We start from the raw sequence: 16354 nt of genomic DNA on the forward strand, positions 1-16354 counted from the left end.
ACTTCGGTGCCTCCCTCCCTCCCCTTCGCCATGCCGAAAACAGGAGCCCCCATGACCACACACAGTCACCGCTCTCCTGAACTGCCGGAACCACCGGCAACACCTGACCCGCTCCCGTGTCGAGCCCTGGCAGTCCCGGTCCCGCGTCTGCCCGATCCGGATCGGGCCGAGGCCCTGGACGTCATCGGACACCTCGACCCGGCCGTCCTCGCGGCCGTCCTCGGACGAGCCCAGCCGACCGCGCCGCTACTGGTCGCCGCCCGCGTGGGCGTGGAGGTCGCGGACCTGCGCCACGCCCGCTGGACCGCCCTTCGCGACGCCAGCAAGCAGGTCTCGGTCGCCTACACCGCTGCCGGGCTCTCCCGACAGCCGTCCCTCGCGGAGTTGATGCGGCGCCGGTATCCGCCCCACGGCGACCCCGCCCGGTGGGCACGTGGGGACGCGGCATGACCACCACCGCAGGCGAGCAGCTGGTCGTGGGCAAGTCGACCCGGACCACAGCCCGCCCCAGCGGGCGAGGACCGGAAGCGACGCGGCAGCACCGCCCTTCCCCCGCGCACCGGCCGCCCCGGATGTCGCGGCTGGCGGTCCAGGTCGCCGACGGCCGCGAACTCGCCGTCCTCGTCGACGGGCCCTGGCGTGGGCGCTGGTACTGGGCCGACGACCTGGCAGCCATGCAGGACGCGTCTCGCCGCTACCCGGACGGCCATCCGGCCGCCGAGCTCCGCGCCTACGCCCCGACCGAGACCTGGACCGAGCACCCGCACGAGCCCGAGGTGACCGGACGCCTCTGGCGACACCACCCGAGCACCGCACCCGCCGCCACCACCTCCAGGAGGACCGCGTGAACACCCACGACGACCAGGTTCCCGCAGGTCAGGGCGAAGGTTCCGAATCCGGCACCTTCACCCCACCACCGACCAACAGCACCAGTAGCGACGTCGACGGGGCGGTGATCCTCGACGACCTGGAGACCGCGCTGCGCCGCTACGTCGCCCTCCCCTCCGACGCCGCCGTCGTCGGGGTCGTGCTCTGGATCGCCGCCACCCACGCCCAACCCGCCTGGGCCCACGCACCACGCCTGGTCGTGCGGGCACCGGAGAAGCGCTGCGGGAAATCCCGCCTCCTCGACGTCGTCGAAGGTGCGTGTCACCAGCCGTTCATCACCGTCAACGCCACCCCGGCGGCGGTCTACCGCTCCATCACCGCTGATCCACCGACGATGCTCGTCGATGAGGCGGACACGATCTTCGGGCCCGCAGCCACCGGCCATGAAGACCTGCGAGGCCTGCTGAACGCCGGGCACCAGCGGAACCGGCCCGCGAAGCGCTACGACCTCGCCAAAAACCGGGTCGAGTCGATCTCGACGTTCGCGATGGCCGCGCTGGCCGGGATCGGACGCATGCCCGACACCATCGAAGACCGCGCCATCGTCGTCCAGATGCGCCGCAGAGCCCCCGGAGAACAGGTGGCGCCGTATCGACACCGCCGGGACCGGCCGCGCCTTCAGCGGCTCGCTGAGCGGCTGCACGGCTGGCTCCGCAACGACCTATCGGTCTTGGAAGCGGCTGAGCCGGTGATGCCCGTGGAGGACCGCGCCGCGGACACCTGGGAGCCGTTGATCGCCATCGCTGATCACGCAGGCGGGCCCTGGCCCGAACGAGCCCGCCAGGCGATCCTCGCGTTGCAAGCCGAAGACGCCGGGGACGACCGCTCCGAACGCATCCGCCTGCTCGCCGACTGCCACGCAGCGTTCGGGGACGAGCAGGCGTTGCCGACGATGCGGCTCCTCCAGCAGCTCCGGGCCGATCCGGAGGCGCCGTGGGCCGACTACGGACCACGCGGCGAAGGACTCACCGCCATGAAGCTCGGCAAACTCCTCGCCGAGTACGACATCCAGTCCGAAAAGGCCAGGTTCCCCGGCTTCGGCCAGACCCGGGGCTACCGGCGGACCGCGTTCACCGACGCCTGGCGGCGCTACACGCCTGATCTCGTCACCAACAGTGACGATGACGCCCAGGCGACCACTGAGCCGACATCATAGCTGGTCAGCCCATGTGATAGGGCGCTCTTCTACTGGTGTGAGTGCCAGGCTCGTTGAGGGGGTGGGACGGCTTAAGCCGTCCCACCCCCTCAAGCCGCCCCACCCATAATCAGGGTTTGAACTGCAAGAACAGCCCAAGTGGGACGGCTGGGACGGCTTGGGACGGCTTGGGACGGCTTGGGGGTCGTTTCGGGACATCCCCCCAAAAACTTACTCTGAGTGATTGCTCGGAGAGTTCCCTCGCAGCCTGAACTCTCGCTACCGCAGGCGATCAGAGCGGGCGGGAGTGCCACAACAGCGCCATAGCGCCCCCTCACGTCCTCGCTGCCGGGCGAATGATGCCTGTCCGGTACCAGCGGACCCCTGATGCCTCTCCGGCGATCTGAGAGGTCAGAAAGCGACCTTGAGGACGCGGCGGGCGGCGGATGCGGGCGCTCGTTGCGGCTTGTCCCATTCGCCGTGCTGGCGGGCTTCGTAGATCAGGTACCCGACCGCATCCTGGGTTTCGCCGGTGGCTTCGGCGATCTGCTTGTAGGTGAGTCCTTGGTCGCGTAGGGCGGTGACGCGGGCGCGGCGGGCTTTGGCGCGGGCGAGGTACTCCGCGCGGGGTTCGGCGGCGATGGCGCGGACGGTGCGTTCGGAGACGCCGGCGCGTTCGGCGACTTCGCGGGCGGTGCGTTTGCGGCGGCGGGGGTTCAGCGCTCCCATCCGAACGCCTCCCGCTCCACACGGCCACGAATCTGGCCGGACTGCCACGTCCTCACAGCCCCCCGCTGCAGGCCGCCCTTGTGGCCGCGTGCGGTTTGGATGGCGTGGAAGGTCTCCTCGTAGGCCTTGGGGCCGTTCCGCCAGAGCCGGGAGCGGGTCAGGATCCAGCGGCTGATCGAGTCCGCGATCGCCCGCACCTCCGCCGCCGGGAGCGGGTCGCTGAAGGCCTGGTTGCGCTCGGCCGCTCCGGCCCGGATCGCGGCTTCCAGCCCGTCGGGGTCGCCGAAGTGGTGGCGGACCTCCCGGTAGGCCCACCGCCGCGCGGTGGTGAACAACGCGCAGTTCCGACCCGACCCGGACGGGTCGAGCAGGTGGGCTTTGCGGCGCATCCAGCCCGGCTCGGGCATCGACCCCGACGCCGCCAGGGGGGCGTGGAGCTCGTCGAGGCTGTAGCGGTGGTAGTGCACGTGATGGGCGTTCCAGCGCGGGTGGAACGGGTTCTTCGTCAGCAGCCCGCCGTAGTCCCGGTCCCCGCCGGTGGCCCGGCGGAGCCCTTCCAGGACCGAGGTCAGGTAGCTCAACGGCTTGAGCCGGGCGTAGTCGGTCGTGGTCACCGGCTCGGCCAGCACCCACCCCAGGTGGGCGTGCCCGTTGACCGGATTGCTGATGATCAAGTTCGGCAACGCGTGGCTGTCGCGCGCCGACAGGCCCCGCAGCTCGGCGTCGGGCTCGTCGCAGTCGATCACCACCAGGTTCACCATCCCCGCGCAGTTGGCCTCCAGCAGCTCACGAGCAAGCGCCCGCCGCCGCGACATCCGGTACACCCCACGAGATGGATCATCCGCCGCCAGCGGCCGACGCGGAAGCCACAGCTCGCCCCAGGCCTCCCACGCATCCAGATCAGCCGCGGCCAGAACTTCTTCCACCGCCGCCGACACCGGGACCGGACCAGGCGGGGGGACCCCCGCAGCGGGGGTCGGGGGCAGCTGGGGCACGGGGGCCTCCGGACGGGGCGGGGAGCGGCTTCAGGGCGCGGAGCTACGCGCTCTCCTTCTGCGCGTGCGCGGAACATCTGACTTGGCTTCGCGCCTAGTTCGCAGAATACTTCCTAGTCTCCTACCTGTCTCCGGCGACACACGGGCGGGGCGGCGATGTAAAGCCAGCCCGTGCTGATCTACTCCGCGCATGCTCTTTCGGACCGCTGCCGTGGCTCGACTACGCCCAACGTCGGGGCCGCACTCGGCGAGATCCCGGCGGGGCGTCGGGCTTCTTACTGCGACCATCGGCGTCCTGACCATCCTCAGCGGCGGGACTGCTCTCGCTCAGACCGGGCCGCCGCCACCCACCAGCCCGGAACTGGGCAAAGCTAACGAGTTGATGGCGTTGCCTGCCGCCGCGTTCGTTGTAGCCGACAAGACCTCGCCGGGGCGACCGTTCAACCTCCGCACCGACGGCTGCAGCGGCCCCATCAATCCGGCCTATTTCAAAGACGCCTGCATTCAGCATGACTTCGCCTACCGCAACTACGGAAAATCCGATGGCGGACTCGGCCTAGCGCTCACCGAAGCGGCCCGCTCTTACGCTGACGAACGCTTCCGCGTAGAGCTGAACCGATCCTGCGAAGCCTGGGCAATCCCCGCCACCACGGCAGAAGACTGCCTTAACCAAGCCGCACTGGCCTACACTGCCGTCCGCTCCGAAGGAAGCAACGCCTTCTTCGGGCGCTAAGCCCGACGAGCTGACTTACTGATCACCACATCGTAAACAATCACAGAAAGGACCAGAAGAACAATCGCTGCAGCCGACAACCACTTCCCCGCGACCATGGAGAAGTTCACATCAACATGAGCAGCTGTCACGCAGCGCGCGTAGAGGGCAGCGAAGAACCCTACGGCCGCAAAAATAGGGATGAAAACAACATATCGCTGGTCGCCGCTTGCACTGCGCTTCAACTTCCACACGTATTGCAGGGTAACCACTAAGGCCACAGCGCCGAAGATTCCCAGGCTCAGCTCAACCCCATAAGGGACGGCAGGAGCGGGTCCCCACAGATGCGACGGATGCACACGCCCCTCCGGCGACGACAAGTCACCGATGAGGAACCAGAAGAAGACAAACGCACCCAGAGCCCCACCTGCTGAAATCAGCTTCATCATGGCCCCTCGCTCCCCCTCTTCCCCGGCCTCTGAGCCCCAAGTTCACCTCATCCTCGCCCACGTCTCGCCCCGGCGACGGCCGCAGCGCACCCGACACCTGCCACCAACGCCAGCGCGGCGACTACGACCCGAGCGGGGACCGCTTCTTTGCGACACCAACTTGGCCGAGCTAAGGCTATAGCTTGCCTGCGCCGTGAACCGGCAGCCCGGCACCGCGACCAGCCCCGGACCGGAGCCCACCGCCGGTGATCATCAGTGGATGCATAGGTGTGGTGGCTGTTGATCTTCAGTGGCGGGACGCCACCGACTCGGCCCACCGGGCCGACGGCGTTCGTCTACGACACGCTCGACACCGCCAACCAAGATCAACAGCCACCACACCTATGCATCCACTGATGATCACCGGGCGGGTGCCCGTTCCGCGCAGACGCGTCCTCCCAGCCGCGCCGGCCGGGAGGACGGCCACGGCCCCGCCTGCGGCGGAGGCAAGCTAGACACTTAGCCCGGCTAAGTGGGTAACGCAAAAGACGAGGTCCCGCAGGCCGGGTCGCTGCGCTGAACCGAACAGCCCCGGGCTGCCGCGCCGCTTCCGGTCCTCACCCGCCAGGGCGGGCTCCGGTCCGGATCGACTTGCCCACGAACCGTCCCAGCGCCGAGCGCTGCTCACGGGTTTTCCTCCCAGTACTTCTCGATCGCCTCCGCCAAACTGTAGGAGGGATTTCTTTCTCGCCACTTCCGCAGCTCGATCGGATCGATCCTTCTGGCCTTCTGCGCCGTCGACGCCGCCGCTCGCTTTCTTTCGGAACGAGAGACCTCGGACCGCGTGAACAACCGCGACCCGAGTGACGCCCATGCACCTACCCCGAGGCCAAAGAACGCGAGAGGCAGAATTACGTCCTCCCCTGTAAGGAGGAAGGCTACTCCGATAAGGCCGCAGAGTAGTGCAATGCCGCCGCCGCCGATATATATCGCCGAACGCTCATGCGCCACAACGCCCCTCCCCCATTGCTACACGCCGAACGGTCCTCAAGAGAAGCACTGAGCGCGTACCGCAGTAATTCCGAGCAGCTCTGCCCCCAGAGCAGCTATCGGGCCGCCGATAGCTTGAATCTTCTCCCACGAGAAGCTCGCGCCCCAGAAAGTCTGGACAGCCTCCTTGATGCCCCCAAGCTGCGCAACCAACTTCTTAATTTTCAAAATCTTCGCAGCAGGAATTAGAACACCACCTACCGCAACACCAATCGCCCCCACGCAACCAATAATACTGGCACGAGAATGGCCTCCAGTGTCAGGATAGTTCGCTCTCAACCAGTCCTGCGTAGCAGAATCCCCCTGACGAAGAACCGAATCAGGGACTGAGTTGACGCGCTCAAGAAACAGCGTTAAACCATCAACCCTGTCCTGCTCCTGCCCCGAAACGGTGGCCGAAGAATGAAAATTAGCTCCCGAAACCGGGAAAGCAGCCGGAGTCTCAGCCGAAGCGATCCCAGTAGCCGATCCCATCGCAACAGCCACAGCCAACACGGTCCCGATAACACGGGACGCACACGCGAACCTCTTCGTTCCCATGACCGCATGCGAACACGCCCCCCCCCACTGGTCAAGAACCACTACCAGCAGCAATCACACGAACACGCTCAGCACACTACGCACTACGGGCAGATACGCCCAAACCAGCCCAAACCACCCACCCTGCCGCAGTCAGTTGACCTTGACCTTGACCTTCCTTCTCTCAAAGCATGGAACTACGTACTGATGATCATGGCCGTTCCGCCACCACTTGCCGGTGGGTCGGGCTGGCGCCCGACACCTCGACCGGCCGTCAGCGAAGCAGGGTGGTTGAGGTGTCGGGCGCCAGCCCGACCCACCGGCACCACCACCACAGGTCCACCCGCCATGACCGACCGGACCCACCCCAGAAGCGCGTCAATACCGCTTCTCAGGCGCTTCCAGCCAGGTCAAAGCCCCATCAAAGCCGATCAGCACGTCTCCTCACCCGCCCCCGGAGTCCGTCACAGGGCCACCATCAGCCCGGCACGACGACCCGAGAGTCCCCAGGCCCGAACCCCCGGAGATGATCTATGCAAATCCGGGGAAATCCGGGCCGCTAATAAGCAAATCCGAGACACAAGACGATCTTCAGCGCCGGGGTCGGGCACCGACCGGCGCTGCCCGACCCTCACGACAGCGCGGCACTGAACCTAACCTCAAACACCTAACCTCCAACAAACGAACGGCCGGCCACCCCATCCACCAAAACAACGCGCCGCACACATCGAAAATCTCACCCCCGTCGACAGTCACCCTGGAATCGCAGAAGCAGCAGCGTCAATACCGCGCCCACCGTCAACTCGGCCCGAGCACAAAAGTGGCCTACATTCGTAGCCCTCACAATCGCAGCCCTCCGGCACAACAAGTAGCAGGAGAGGCGACAGTAGGTGTCCGGCAACACCTGCGGAACGCCGCAACCTACAGCGCCAGAAACGCGACCAGGCAGTCGGAAACCGGGCGGCCCGCCGCGCGGCACCCTTCGGTCTCGCTCCGTTACGTAGAGTAAGATTTCGGGGGATGTCCCGAAACGACCCCCAAGCCGTCCCAAGCCGTCCCAGCCGTCCCACTTGGGGTGTTCTTGCAGGTAAAACCCTGATTATGGGTGGGACGGCTTGAGGGGGTGGGACGGCTTAAGCCGTCCCACCCCCTCAACGAGCCTGGCACTCACACCAGTAGAAGAGCGCCCTACACATGGACTGACCAGTAGAAACGGCGGCCAGTCGCCCCTTCGGGGCCGGTCGTCACGTTCCGTGACCGATGCGGGGTGCCGGGGGGCGGCGAGCGGAGCCCGCGAGATTGGTCGAGGTCGGTGCTTGACAGCCCGTGCGGTGTCGTGTCTTGCTTGAAGGAGCGGTCCCGCCAGCCCGGCGGGGTTGCGGTCACCGCCCAGGATTGGACTCCGGGGCGGCGACCTAACCGAACAACCTGAAAGCACAGGTGATCGGCTATGGGCCATGCTGCCCTTGGCATTCGTGTGTCTCCACCCCGGTCCGGGGATTCTCTTCTCGATCCACCCGACAGCGACCCTGATCCCGGCGCTGACCAGGGCTTCTCGTGGTGCCCGGACGGTCTGACCGAGCGGGTCATCGACCGCCTCTACGGCGCCCTCCTCCAGGACTCAGACGCCCCGACCGGGCCGTCTGACGGGGCGTCCGCAGGTCGTCTGCTGATGCTTCCGACCCGACGGCCTGTGGCCGTTTCCGCTGGCCAGCGGGTCATTTCGGGTGGTGAGGTGGCATGAACGCGCTGTTTCGTCGTGTCGTGGCGGCGGTCCGGGACCGGCTGGTCGAGATCGCCGTCGTCGCCGCCCTAACCGTCGCGGCGGTGTGGCTGACCTGGTGGTTCGCCGCACCGCTCGGCTTCGTAACCGGCTGGTGGGCGGCCGCTGAGCTGCGGCTCTGGCAGGCCCGTCGAGCCGTCCCAGCCTCAACCACCCTGGCCGGACAGGACCCGGCAGGCGACGTCTCCGGCGGCGCTGTGTCGCCTTCTGGGCGGGTTTCGGCTGGTCAGCGGGTTGAGGGGAGGGCCGGAGCATGACCACCACGAACCACTCGTGGGCTGCAACACGGGCGGCGGAGCGGCGTGAGAGCCGCGCTCTGGACGCCCGCCTCGCCCGGGAAGCCGCTGACGCTGCGGCGCAGCGGCGGATCGCCGAGCAGGACGCCCGCCGCGACCGCGACCGGGCCGACCGCGAGAGCGCTGAGCGGCGCCGCACCGAGCAGCGACGAGCCCGCACAGCCGCCCGGGCCGCAGCCCGCACACGCGCCCTGACCTGGTCTTCTGCCCACGTCGTCGAGTTGCTGATCTACCCGATCGCGCTCCTGTCCTTCGCTCTGGCCGCACCCGCGATGGCCGCCTACGGCACCACCATCTACGGCCCGCTCGGCGTGCTCCTGGCCGGGATCACCGAACTCGGCATGTGGGCCTTCGCCCTCGCCATCGTCGCCTCCCGACACCAGACACCGGACCGGCCCGTGGTCGGGTTGCAGGCCGGGGTGGTGCTGTTCTCCCTGGTCGCGGCCTCGATGAACCTCCTCCACGGCCTCGAACAGGGCCTCACCGCCGGGATCGTCATGGCCGTCGTGTCCATCGCAGGCGTCACCGCACACCAGCTCACCCTCGCCGGGGCACCCCGCTCCCGAGCCGAGCGCCGGGACGCCCACCTGACCGCGCTGGTAGAGGCGAAGACCGACCGAGCACGACGCCTCGCCGTCCGCGACGCGGCAGCAACCATCGGCACCGACGGCACCGCCCAGCTGACCTACCGGCCCGGGACCTACCAGGTCCACCGACGGGCGCTCGCCGCGACGACCGCCCCGGGACGCCACGGCGCCCCGCCCGTGCCGGGCGGCGAGGGCCGCGCCGACGACTGGGACTGGGCACTCGCCGCCCTCGTCGAAGGCGCGGACTGTGTCGGCTCCCGCCTCACCAACGACTACGACTACGACCTCGACTACCTCGACTCCGACCTCGACGATGATCATGGAGGCGGTGTCGCCGTCCTCAACCGCCGCGACGAGGAGTCGGGTGGGGAGTCGAGGGCTGACCTGCGACAGTCGACCCCACCAAGATCATCGTCGAGGGGCGGAGTCGACCCCGACCATGATCTTGAAACCGGGTCGACTCCCCGCAGCCTGGATGATCTTCGCGACCAGCTCCGGGCCGCCGTCGCCGACGGCCGGGTCGACCCCGGATCGGCCGAGTCCATCCGCCGGACGCTGCGCTGTTCCGCCGCGCGGGCCCGCCAACTCCGCGACGAGACCGCCGGAGGCCCCCGATGAACAACAACGACCACGACACGCGGGGGAAGTCTGGCGGCGCCAGCCCAGACCACCATGCGCGTGAGCTGGCGCCGGTCATCACCCTGCACCACCGCACCGACAACTCCGACACCGAGCCCTCGGTGGTGATCGAGGGCGAGATCGTCGACCACACCTGCGGCCCGCAGACAGACAGCGCCTCGACACCGGGAACCGACGTGGTGGTGTCGCGGCGGGACCTCTACCGCTCCGACCTACACACCGCAGGCCGGAGCGCCCTCGCCGCCGCCACCCACCCCGTCACCGTCACCACAACGAAAGCCCTGGTCAGGAACACGTGGTTCGTGTTCTCCGGCGCCGGAGTCCTCATCCAACGCTGGCGGGACACCCACGGCACCTCCCGCTATGAGCGGCAGATGCGGGCCGCTGAGATCGCCGGGGACCAGGACCGGCTCCTGGAGTGGGAGGCCCGCGACACCGCCGAAAAGCAGCGGCGTCATGGCCGGGTGATGGACTGGATCAACGCGCCCCTGGCGTGGGCGCGTGCTGCGGGGGTCGGCGCGCTGATCGCGCTCGGGATGCTCCTCGCCCTCGGCGCCGTCCTCGCGATCGCGGCGAAGGATGTTTCCCTGGTCATCGCCCCTGTTGCCGGGGTGATCGACGCGGTCGCCTGGACCGTTACGTTCGTGACCGTCTACGCCACCGTGATCGCCACCCTGGCCGGGGCCGGGGCGGTGCTCGGGCTGTGGGCACTCGGCCGGGCCCGCACCACCCCACCCACCTGGACCGCGACTGTCGACGACGACGAGACCAGCACCGGGCGGGGTGTGATCGTCGACGAAAGCGCCGTGGTCAACGCGCTGCGCAACCTCGGCCTGAGCGCCCTGAACAGCAAGTTCAAACACGGCTGGACACCCCGCTGGAACCTCCCACCCGTCCACGACGGGAAGGGCTGGCACTGCCAGTTCCTCCTGCCCGAGGGCGTCACCGTCGAGATGCTCAACAAGCGCAAAGACGTCCTGGCCCACAACCTCCTGAGGTTGCCGGTGGAGGTGTGGCCCACCGAAGCCCGCGACCACCCCGGCATGCTGGACCTGTGGGTCGCCGACCAAGGCTCACTCACCAAACCGGTCGCGCCCTGGCCGCTGCTGCACGACGGGACCACCGACTACTTCCGTGGTGTCCCCGTCGGCGTCACCCCCCGCGCTGACCTGGTCAACGGACGGCTGTTCGGCACGAACTGGGGCATCGCCGGGATGATGGGCTCCGGGAAGTCCACCCTGATCATCAACGTCCTCGCCGGAGCCATCCTCGACCCACTCGTCGAGATCGACATCTACTGCATGGCCCACAACGCCGACTACGACCCCTTCGCCCCGGTCGCCCGGACGCTGTTCGTCTCCGACGACCCCGACGAGGTCCCCACCGTCCTCAACGGCCTCAAACAGCTCATGTCCGAGCTGTCCGAACGCGGACGGAAACTGTCCGCAGCAGGCGAACCCAAGCTCACCCGGGCACTCGCCGCCGCCGACCCGTCCATGCGGCCCCGCGTCGTGGTCATCGACGAGTGCCAGGAACTGTTCGTCTCCGACGTCGGCGCCGAAGCCGCCGAGCTGGTCGCCAAGATCGTCGCGAAGGCCCGCAAATACGGGGTGACGTTCCTGTTCGCGACACCAGTCCCGTCGAAAGAGTCCCTGCCTCGGGCGGTGGCGAAAGTCCTGTCGAACCGGGCGTGTTTCGCCATCGCCGATCACCAGGGCAACGACGCGATCCTCGGCACCGGCAAACACACCGCCGGGATCACCGCCACCACCCTGCAACCCATGACCGTGGGCAGCGACGGCACCGTGGACCTCGGGGACCTCGGCACCGCCATGACATCCGGGTTCACCAGCCGGGACGGGCTGATGCGCTGCTTCTACATCCAACGCGGCAACGGCGTCGACGAGCTGACACCGATCGTCGAGCGGGCGGTGAAGCTGCGGGAAGAGGCCGGGCTCGCCACCGGAGCAGCGACCGCCCCGGCACCGCCGCCTCGCCGGGACCTTCTGGAGGACCTGCTCCACGTCCTCACCGAGGCGGGCGCGAAGCGGATGCGCACCCAGGAAGCGCTCGCGCTGCTCGCCGAACTCGACCGCGCCCACTACGGGACCTGGACCTTCGAACGCCTCGCCGACGCACTCCCCGACGGGGCGAAGCCCTACAAGACCGGCGGCACCAAACAGGTCTCCACCGACCGCATCGCAGAAGCCCTCACCGACCGCAACACACCCACCGATCCTGTCACCGACAGTGACGAATGGGGCGAAGGGTCCGACGACCTGAGCTGAGGGACCCCCTCAGGGACCCGGGAGGGACCCAGGGAGTTCTCCCTCCCGGGTCCCCGACGGGTCCCTCCCCAACCTGACCTGCACTGACAGTCACCCAGGGACCCCAGGGACCCACCCCCTCCAGCACCTCTGAAACCCGCAGTTGAGCAGGGACGGGAGCACTTCGGCGCCTCCCTCCCTCCCCTTCGCCATGCCGAAAACAGGAGCCCCCATGACCACACACAGTCACCACTCTCCTGGACTACCGGAACCACCGGCAACACCTGCAGCACCTGACCCGCTCCCGTGTCGAGCCCTGGCAGTCCCGATCCCGCGCCTGCCCCACCCGGATCGGGCCGACGCGCTGGAGGTGATCAGCTTCGTCGACCCGGCCGTGCTGGCCGCCGTCCTCGGACGAGCCCAGCCGACCGCACCGCTGCTCGTCGCCGCCCGCGTGGGCGTGGAGGTCGCCGACCTGCGCCACGCCCGCTGGGTCGCGTTGCGCGACGCCAGCAAGCAGGTCTCGGTCGCCTACACCGCTGCCGGGCTCGCCCGACAGCCGTCCCTCGCGGAGTTGATGCGGCGCCGGTATCCGCCCCACGGCGACCCGGCCCGGTGGGCACGTGGGGACGCGGCATGAGCACCACCGCAGCCCCACAGCTGGTCGTGGGCAAGTCGACCCGGACCACAGCCCGCCCCAGCGGGCGAGGACCGGAAGCGACGCGGCAGCACCGCCCTTCCCCCGCGCACCGGCCGCCCCGGATGTCGCGGCTGGCGGTCCAGGTCGCCGACGGCCGCGAACTCGCCGTCCTCGTCGACGGGCCCTGGCGTGGGCGCTGGTACTGGGCCGACGACCTGGCAGCCATGCAGGACGCGTCTCGCCGCTACCCGGACGGCCATCCGGCCGCCGAGCTCCGCGCCTACGCCCCGACCGAGACCTGGACCGAGCACCCGCACGAGCCCGAGGTGACCGGACGCCTCTGGCGACACCACCCGAGCACCGCACCCGCCGCCACCACCTCCAGGAGGACCGCGTGAACACCCACGACGACCAGGTTCCCGCAGGTCAGGGCGAAGGTTCCGAATCCGGCACCTTCACCCCACCACCGACCAACAGCACCAGTAGCGACGTCGACGGGGCGGTGATCCTCGACGACCTGGAGACCGCGCTGCGCCGCTACGTCGCCCTCCCCTCCGACGCCGCCGTCGTCGGGGTCGTGCTCTGGATCGCCGCCACCCACGCCCAACCCGCCTGGGCCCACGCACCACGCCTGGTCGTGCGGGCACCGGAGAAGCGCTGCGGGAAATCCCGCCTCCTCGACGTCGTCGAAGGCGCCTGCCACCAGCCGTTCATCACCGTCAACGCCACACCGGCAGCGGTCTACCGCTCCATCACCGCCGACCCACCCACGATGCTCGTCGATGAGGCCGACACGATCTTCGGACCCGCAGCCACCGGCCACGAAGACCTCCGCGGACTCCTGAACGCCGGACACCAACGCAACCGGCCCGCCAAGCGCTACGACCTCGCCAAAAACCGCGTCGAGTCGATCTCGACGTTCGCCATGGCAGCGCTGGCCGGGATCGGACGCATGCCCGACACCATCGAAGACCGCGCCATCGTCGTCCAGATGCGCCGCAGAGCCCCCGGAGAACAGGTGGCGCCCTACCGGCACCGACGCGACCGGCCACGCCTCCAGAAGCTCGCTGAGCGGCTGCACAGCTGGCTCCGCAACGACCTATCGGTCTTGGAGGCGGCTGAGCCGGTGATGCCGGTCGAGGACCGGGCCGCTGACACCTGGGAACCACTCATCGCCATCGCCGACCACGCCGGAGGCCACTGGCCCGAACGCGCCCGCCAAGCCATCCTCGCCCTCCAAGAGGACAGTGCCGGGGATGACCGGTCCGAACGCATCCGGCTCCTCGCGGACTGCCATGCGGCGTTCGGGGACGAGCAGGCGTTGCCGACGATGCGGCTGCTCCAGCAGCTCCGGGCTGATCCGGAGGCGCCGTGGGCGGACTACGGGCCACGCGGCGAAGGACTCACCGCCATGCGCCTCGGGAAGCTCCTCGCCGAGTACGACATCCAGTCCACGCAAATGCGGCTCCCTGGGCTCGGGAAGGTCAGGTGCTACCAGCGTGACGTGTTCGGCGACGCGTGGCGGCGCTACACCCCTGATCTGGTCACCGACAGTGCTGAACAAGGAGGCGCGGGGCCAGGCGAGGCATAACCGCTGGTCAGGATGCGGTAAGGGCGGCCTTCGGCTTGCGTGAGCGTGTTGTTCGTTGAGGGGGTGTCCCGGCTTGAGCCGGGACACCCCCTCAAGCCGGGACAGGGAAAAAGCGCATGTGACCTGCTGGAACGCTCAATGTGTCCCGGCTGTCCCGGCTTGCCCCGGCTTGGGGCGCCGGTAAGGGAGTTGTCACCAGCCGCAAACGAGTCGATCATTGCTGGTCAGCGGGTTTATTTTCGGTGAGGTTGCGGTAGAGGGTGGCGCGGCTGACGCCGAACGCGGCTGCGATCTGGTCGGCGGTCTGGCCGGTGTCGAGGGCGGCCTGGGCCGCGGCGAGCTGGTTGGGGTCGAGTTTGCGGGGTCGGCCGGGCAGTTTGCCCGTGGCTGCGGTGGCCTCGCGGGCGTGGGCGGCGCGTTCGCGCATGAACACTCGTTCCATGTGTGCGAACAGCGCCAGTAGCGCGACGGCGAGTTCGGCCATCGGCGAGTCGTCGGTGGTGTCGATCGGGATCGGGTCCTTCAGGGTCTTGATCCCGATGCCCTGCTCGCGCAGCTCGTGCACGACGTTGAGGCATTCGCGCAGATTGCGGCCGAGTCGGTCGAGGTTGGTCGCGATGATCGTGTCGCCGGAGCGGGCGTAGCGGCGCAGCTCGGTGAAGCCGGGCCGGTCGATGGTGGCGCCGGTCTTCTTGTCGGTGTAGATCCGCTCGTCGGGTATGCCGTGGTGGCCCAGGGCGTCGAGCTGTCGTTCGAGGTCCTGGTGTGTGGTCGAGACGCGGGCGTAGCCCAGTTCCATCACGTCACCGTCCTGGCCTGGTCCCGGTCGGCATCCAGGGCGGCGGCGATCCGCGGGTCGGTAATGGCGGACTCGCCGGTCATGATCGTCTCGTTTCCTCCCGCAACTGTCTCATAAGTTTACCATGTGGCCGTGTTTCGAGGCGGTGTTTCGACGTTAGATTGTGAGACAGCGTGACCTGGGGTGATGTCGATGTCCGAACTCGCCTGCACGCTGTCGCGGAACCTTGGTTTCGAGACCGGCCAGTCAGCCGCTGGAGGCGGCGGCGGCCAGGCGAAGACGGGCGTCCATGTTCAGCCGCACCTCGCCGTAGGGCAGCACGTGCGCCCAGAACAGCGGCGTCAGCGCGCGCCGATCCTCAGCGGTGAGCGCGTCGTCCCACTCGGAGCCAGCGAGCAGGTCCTGGATCATCAGGGTGTTCACGTACACCAGGGCGGCCTGCAAGATCCGCAGGCACAGCACGCTCATCTCCTGCTCGTCGCGCCGGTTGGTGGCCAGGTCCCCGCCCTTGCCGTAGAAGATGACCGCGTTGGCCCGATTCCACGACTCGACCACGTTCAGGCCCTCGTGGATCTCTCGCTGGAGTGCCCGGCTGTGCAGGTAACGGGCCAAGAAGATGGTCTTTTGCGCCCGGCCCAGCTCGATCATCGCCTGGTAGGTCGGGTGCGCTGCGTTGGCCTTCATGAATCGCCGCAGGATCGCCTCGGTCGAGGCGGTGCCCACGCGGATCGCGGTGGCGTACTTGAGCATCTGGTCGTACTGCTCAGCGATGCGGTCCCACCGGACCGGGCGGGTCATCGCCGGTGCCAGACCCGGCCAGGCGTCTGGCTCGCCAGCAGCCGGGCGGTACAGCTTGACCTTGTTGATCCGCTTGATCCTCGGCAGCAGGTCGAACCCGAGCAGCTTCGTGATGCCGAACCCGATCTCGGACTGACCATGCGTGTCCACGTAATTGGCCTCGACCTGCATGTCGGTGCCATGCCGGATCGCGCCGTCGACCATCGCGTGCACCTCGGAGGCCGAGCAGTTCAGCCGCTGCGAGTGGATCACCACGGAGCCGCGCTCGACGTGCCAGTAGATCAGCACCCCTCGGCCGCCGTAGCGGGAGTGCCACTCGGTGAAGATGTTCTGGTCGAACGCGCCGAAGTGAGTCGAGTCGCTGGCCCCGTGGATCCGTCGCCCCACAGTGTCTGCTGGCGGGCGGCGAAGGTGGCGTTGGCGATCTCGATCGCGATCTGCCGCGCGCGCCTCGGTGCTCAGGTAGCGGCGCCGGGCGTAGCGAAATCTCGTCCTCGG

The 16354-nt window shown here is 68.4% G+C and carries 16 protein-coding genes; 10 read left to right on the forward strand and 6 right to left on the reverse strand.

From position 1 onward, the window contains the following. The first annotated feature begins 51 nt into the window (after window positions 1–51). The 3 genes from KPL57_RS59275 to KPL57_RS59285 are packed head-to-tail and all read left to right on the forward strand — an operon-like array spanning window position 52 to window position 2044. Complete coding sequence (locus tag KPL57_RS59275; RefSeq protein WP_226353056.1) at window positions 52–450, forward strand: hypothetical protein; 399 nt, start codon at window positions 52–54, stop codon at window positions 448–450. Then, complete coding sequence (locus KPL57_RS59280; RefSeq protein WP_226358790.1) at window positions 447–848, forward strand: hypothetical protein; 402 nt, start codon at window positions 447–449, stop codon at window positions 846–848. Before KPL57_RS59275 ends, KPL57_RS59280 begins: the two co-directional genes overlap by 4 nt. Continuing rightward, window positions 845–2044 (forward strand): DUF3631 domain-containing protein, encoded by a 1200-nt coding sequence (locus tag KPL57_RS59285; protein WP_226358791.1) that lies wholly within the window; start codon window positions 845–847, stop codon window positions 2042–2044. Before KPL57_RS59280 ends, KPL57_RS59285 begins: the two co-directional genes overlap by 4 nt. 390 nt (window positions 2045–2434) lie before the next feature. On the opposite strand, the gene KPL57_RS59290 is transcribed toward KPL57_RS59285, so the two are convergent. Both KPL57_RS59290 and KPL57_RS59295 read right to left on the reverse strand, forming a co-directional pair. Beyond that, window positions 2435–2752 (reverse strand): hypothetical protein, encoded by a 318-nt coding sequence (locus KPL57_RS59290; RefSeq protein ID WP_226358792.1) that lies wholly within the window; start codon window positions 2750–2752, stop codon window positions 2435–2437. Continuing rightward, window positions 2740–3567, reverse strand: a complete 828-nt coding sequence (locus KPL57_RS59295; RefSeq protein ID WP_226353051.1) for a replication initiation protein — start codon at window positions 3565–3567, stop codon at window positions 2740–2742. Before KPL57_RS59295 ends, KPL57_RS59290 begins: the two co-directional genes overlap by 13 nt. A 562-nt stretch (window positions 3568–4129) precedes the next feature. Here KPL57_RS59295 and KPL57_RS59300 point away from each other — a divergent pair. Next, window positions 4130–4480, forward strand: coding sequence for a phospholipase A2 (locus KPL57_RS59300; protein ID WP_226358793.1), 351 nt, complete (start codon window positions 4130–4132; stop codon window positions 4478–4480). On the opposite strand, the gene KPL57_RS59305 is transcribed toward KPL57_RS59300, so the two are convergent. Further along, window positions 4477–4908: a hypothetical protein gene (locus KPL57_RS59305; RefSeq protein ID WP_226358794.1), complete on the reverse strand. Its 432-nt coding sequence runs from the start codon at window positions 4906–4908 to the stop codon at window positions 4477–4479. The two genes, KPL57_RS59300 and KPL57_RS59305, sit on opposite strands and share 4 nt — an antisense overlap. A 1026-nt stretch (window positions 4909–5934) precedes the next feature. Next, the gene (locus KPL57_RS59310) at window positions 5935–6423 is read right to left on the reverse strand and encodes a hypothetical protein (protein WP_226358795.1); all 489 of its coding nucleotides are present in this window, start codon (window positions 6421–6423) and stop codon (window positions 5935–5937) included. Window positions 6424–8196: 1773 nt separating this feature from the next. Here KPL57_RS59310 and KPL57_RS59315 point away from each other — a divergent pair. The 6 genes from KPL57_RS59315 (at window position 8197) to KPL57_RS59340 (ending at window position 14259) form a co-directional block, all read left to right on the forward strand. Beyond that, window positions 8197–8496, forward strand: a complete 300-nt coding sequence (locus KPL57_RS59315) for a hypothetical protein (protein WP_226358774.1) — start codon at window positions 8197–8199, stop codon at window positions 8494–8496. Then, window positions 8493–9740, forward strand: a complete 1248-nt coding sequence (locus KPL57_RS59320) for a hypothetical protein (protein ID WP_226358796.1) — start codon at window positions 8493–8495, stop codon at window positions 9738–9740. Before KPL57_RS59315 ends, KPL57_RS59320 begins: the two co-directional genes overlap by 4 nt. Beyond that, entirely contained in the window at window positions 9737–12049 is a 2313-nt protein-coding gene (locus KPL57_RS59325) for a phage holin family protein (protein ID WP_226358797.1), read from the forward strand. The genes KPL57_RS59320 and KPL57_RS59325 overlap by 4 nt, the downstream gene beginning before the upstream one ends. A 349-nt stretch (window positions 12050–12398) precedes the next feature. Next, window positions 12399–12668: a hypothetical protein gene (locus tag KPL57_RS59330; RefSeq protein WP_226358777.1), complete on the forward strand. Its 270-nt coding sequence runs from the start codon at window positions 12399–12401 to the stop codon at window positions 12666–12668. Continuing rightward, a complete protein-coding gene (locus KPL57_RS59335) occupies window positions 12665–13066 on the forward strand; it encodes a hypothetical protein (RefSeq protein WP_226358778.1) in 402 nt (133 codons plus the stop codon). The genes KPL57_RS59330 and KPL57_RS59335 overlap by 4 nt, the downstream gene beginning before the upstream one ends. Continuing rightward, window positions 13063–14259 (forward strand): DUF3631 domain-containing protein, encoded by a 1197-nt coding sequence (locus KPL57_RS59340; protein WP_226358798.1) that lies wholly within the window; start codon window positions 13063–13065, stop codon window positions 14257–14259. The genes KPL57_RS59335 and KPL57_RS59340 overlap by 4 nt, the downstream gene beginning before the upstream one ends. A 214-nt stretch (window positions 14260–14473) precedes the next feature. On the opposite strand, the gene KPL57_RS59345 is transcribed toward KPL57_RS59340, so the two are convergent. Together KPL57_RS59345 and KPL57_RS59350 are read right to left on the reverse strand one after the other, a co-directional pair. Beyond that, window positions 14474–15058, reverse strand: a complete 585-nt coding sequence (locus KPL57_RS59345) for a recombinase family protein (RefSeq protein WP_226351775.1) — start codon at window positions 15056–15058, stop codon at window positions 14474–14476. A 246-nt stretch (window positions 15059–15304) separates the two neighbouring features. Further along, a partial coding sequence (locus tag KPL57_RS59350) for a transposase (protein WP_226358799.1) occupies window positions 15305–16354 on the reverse strand: 1050 nt, incomplete at its 5' end.

Source organism: Pseudonocardia sp. ICBG601, assembly GCF_020496245.1.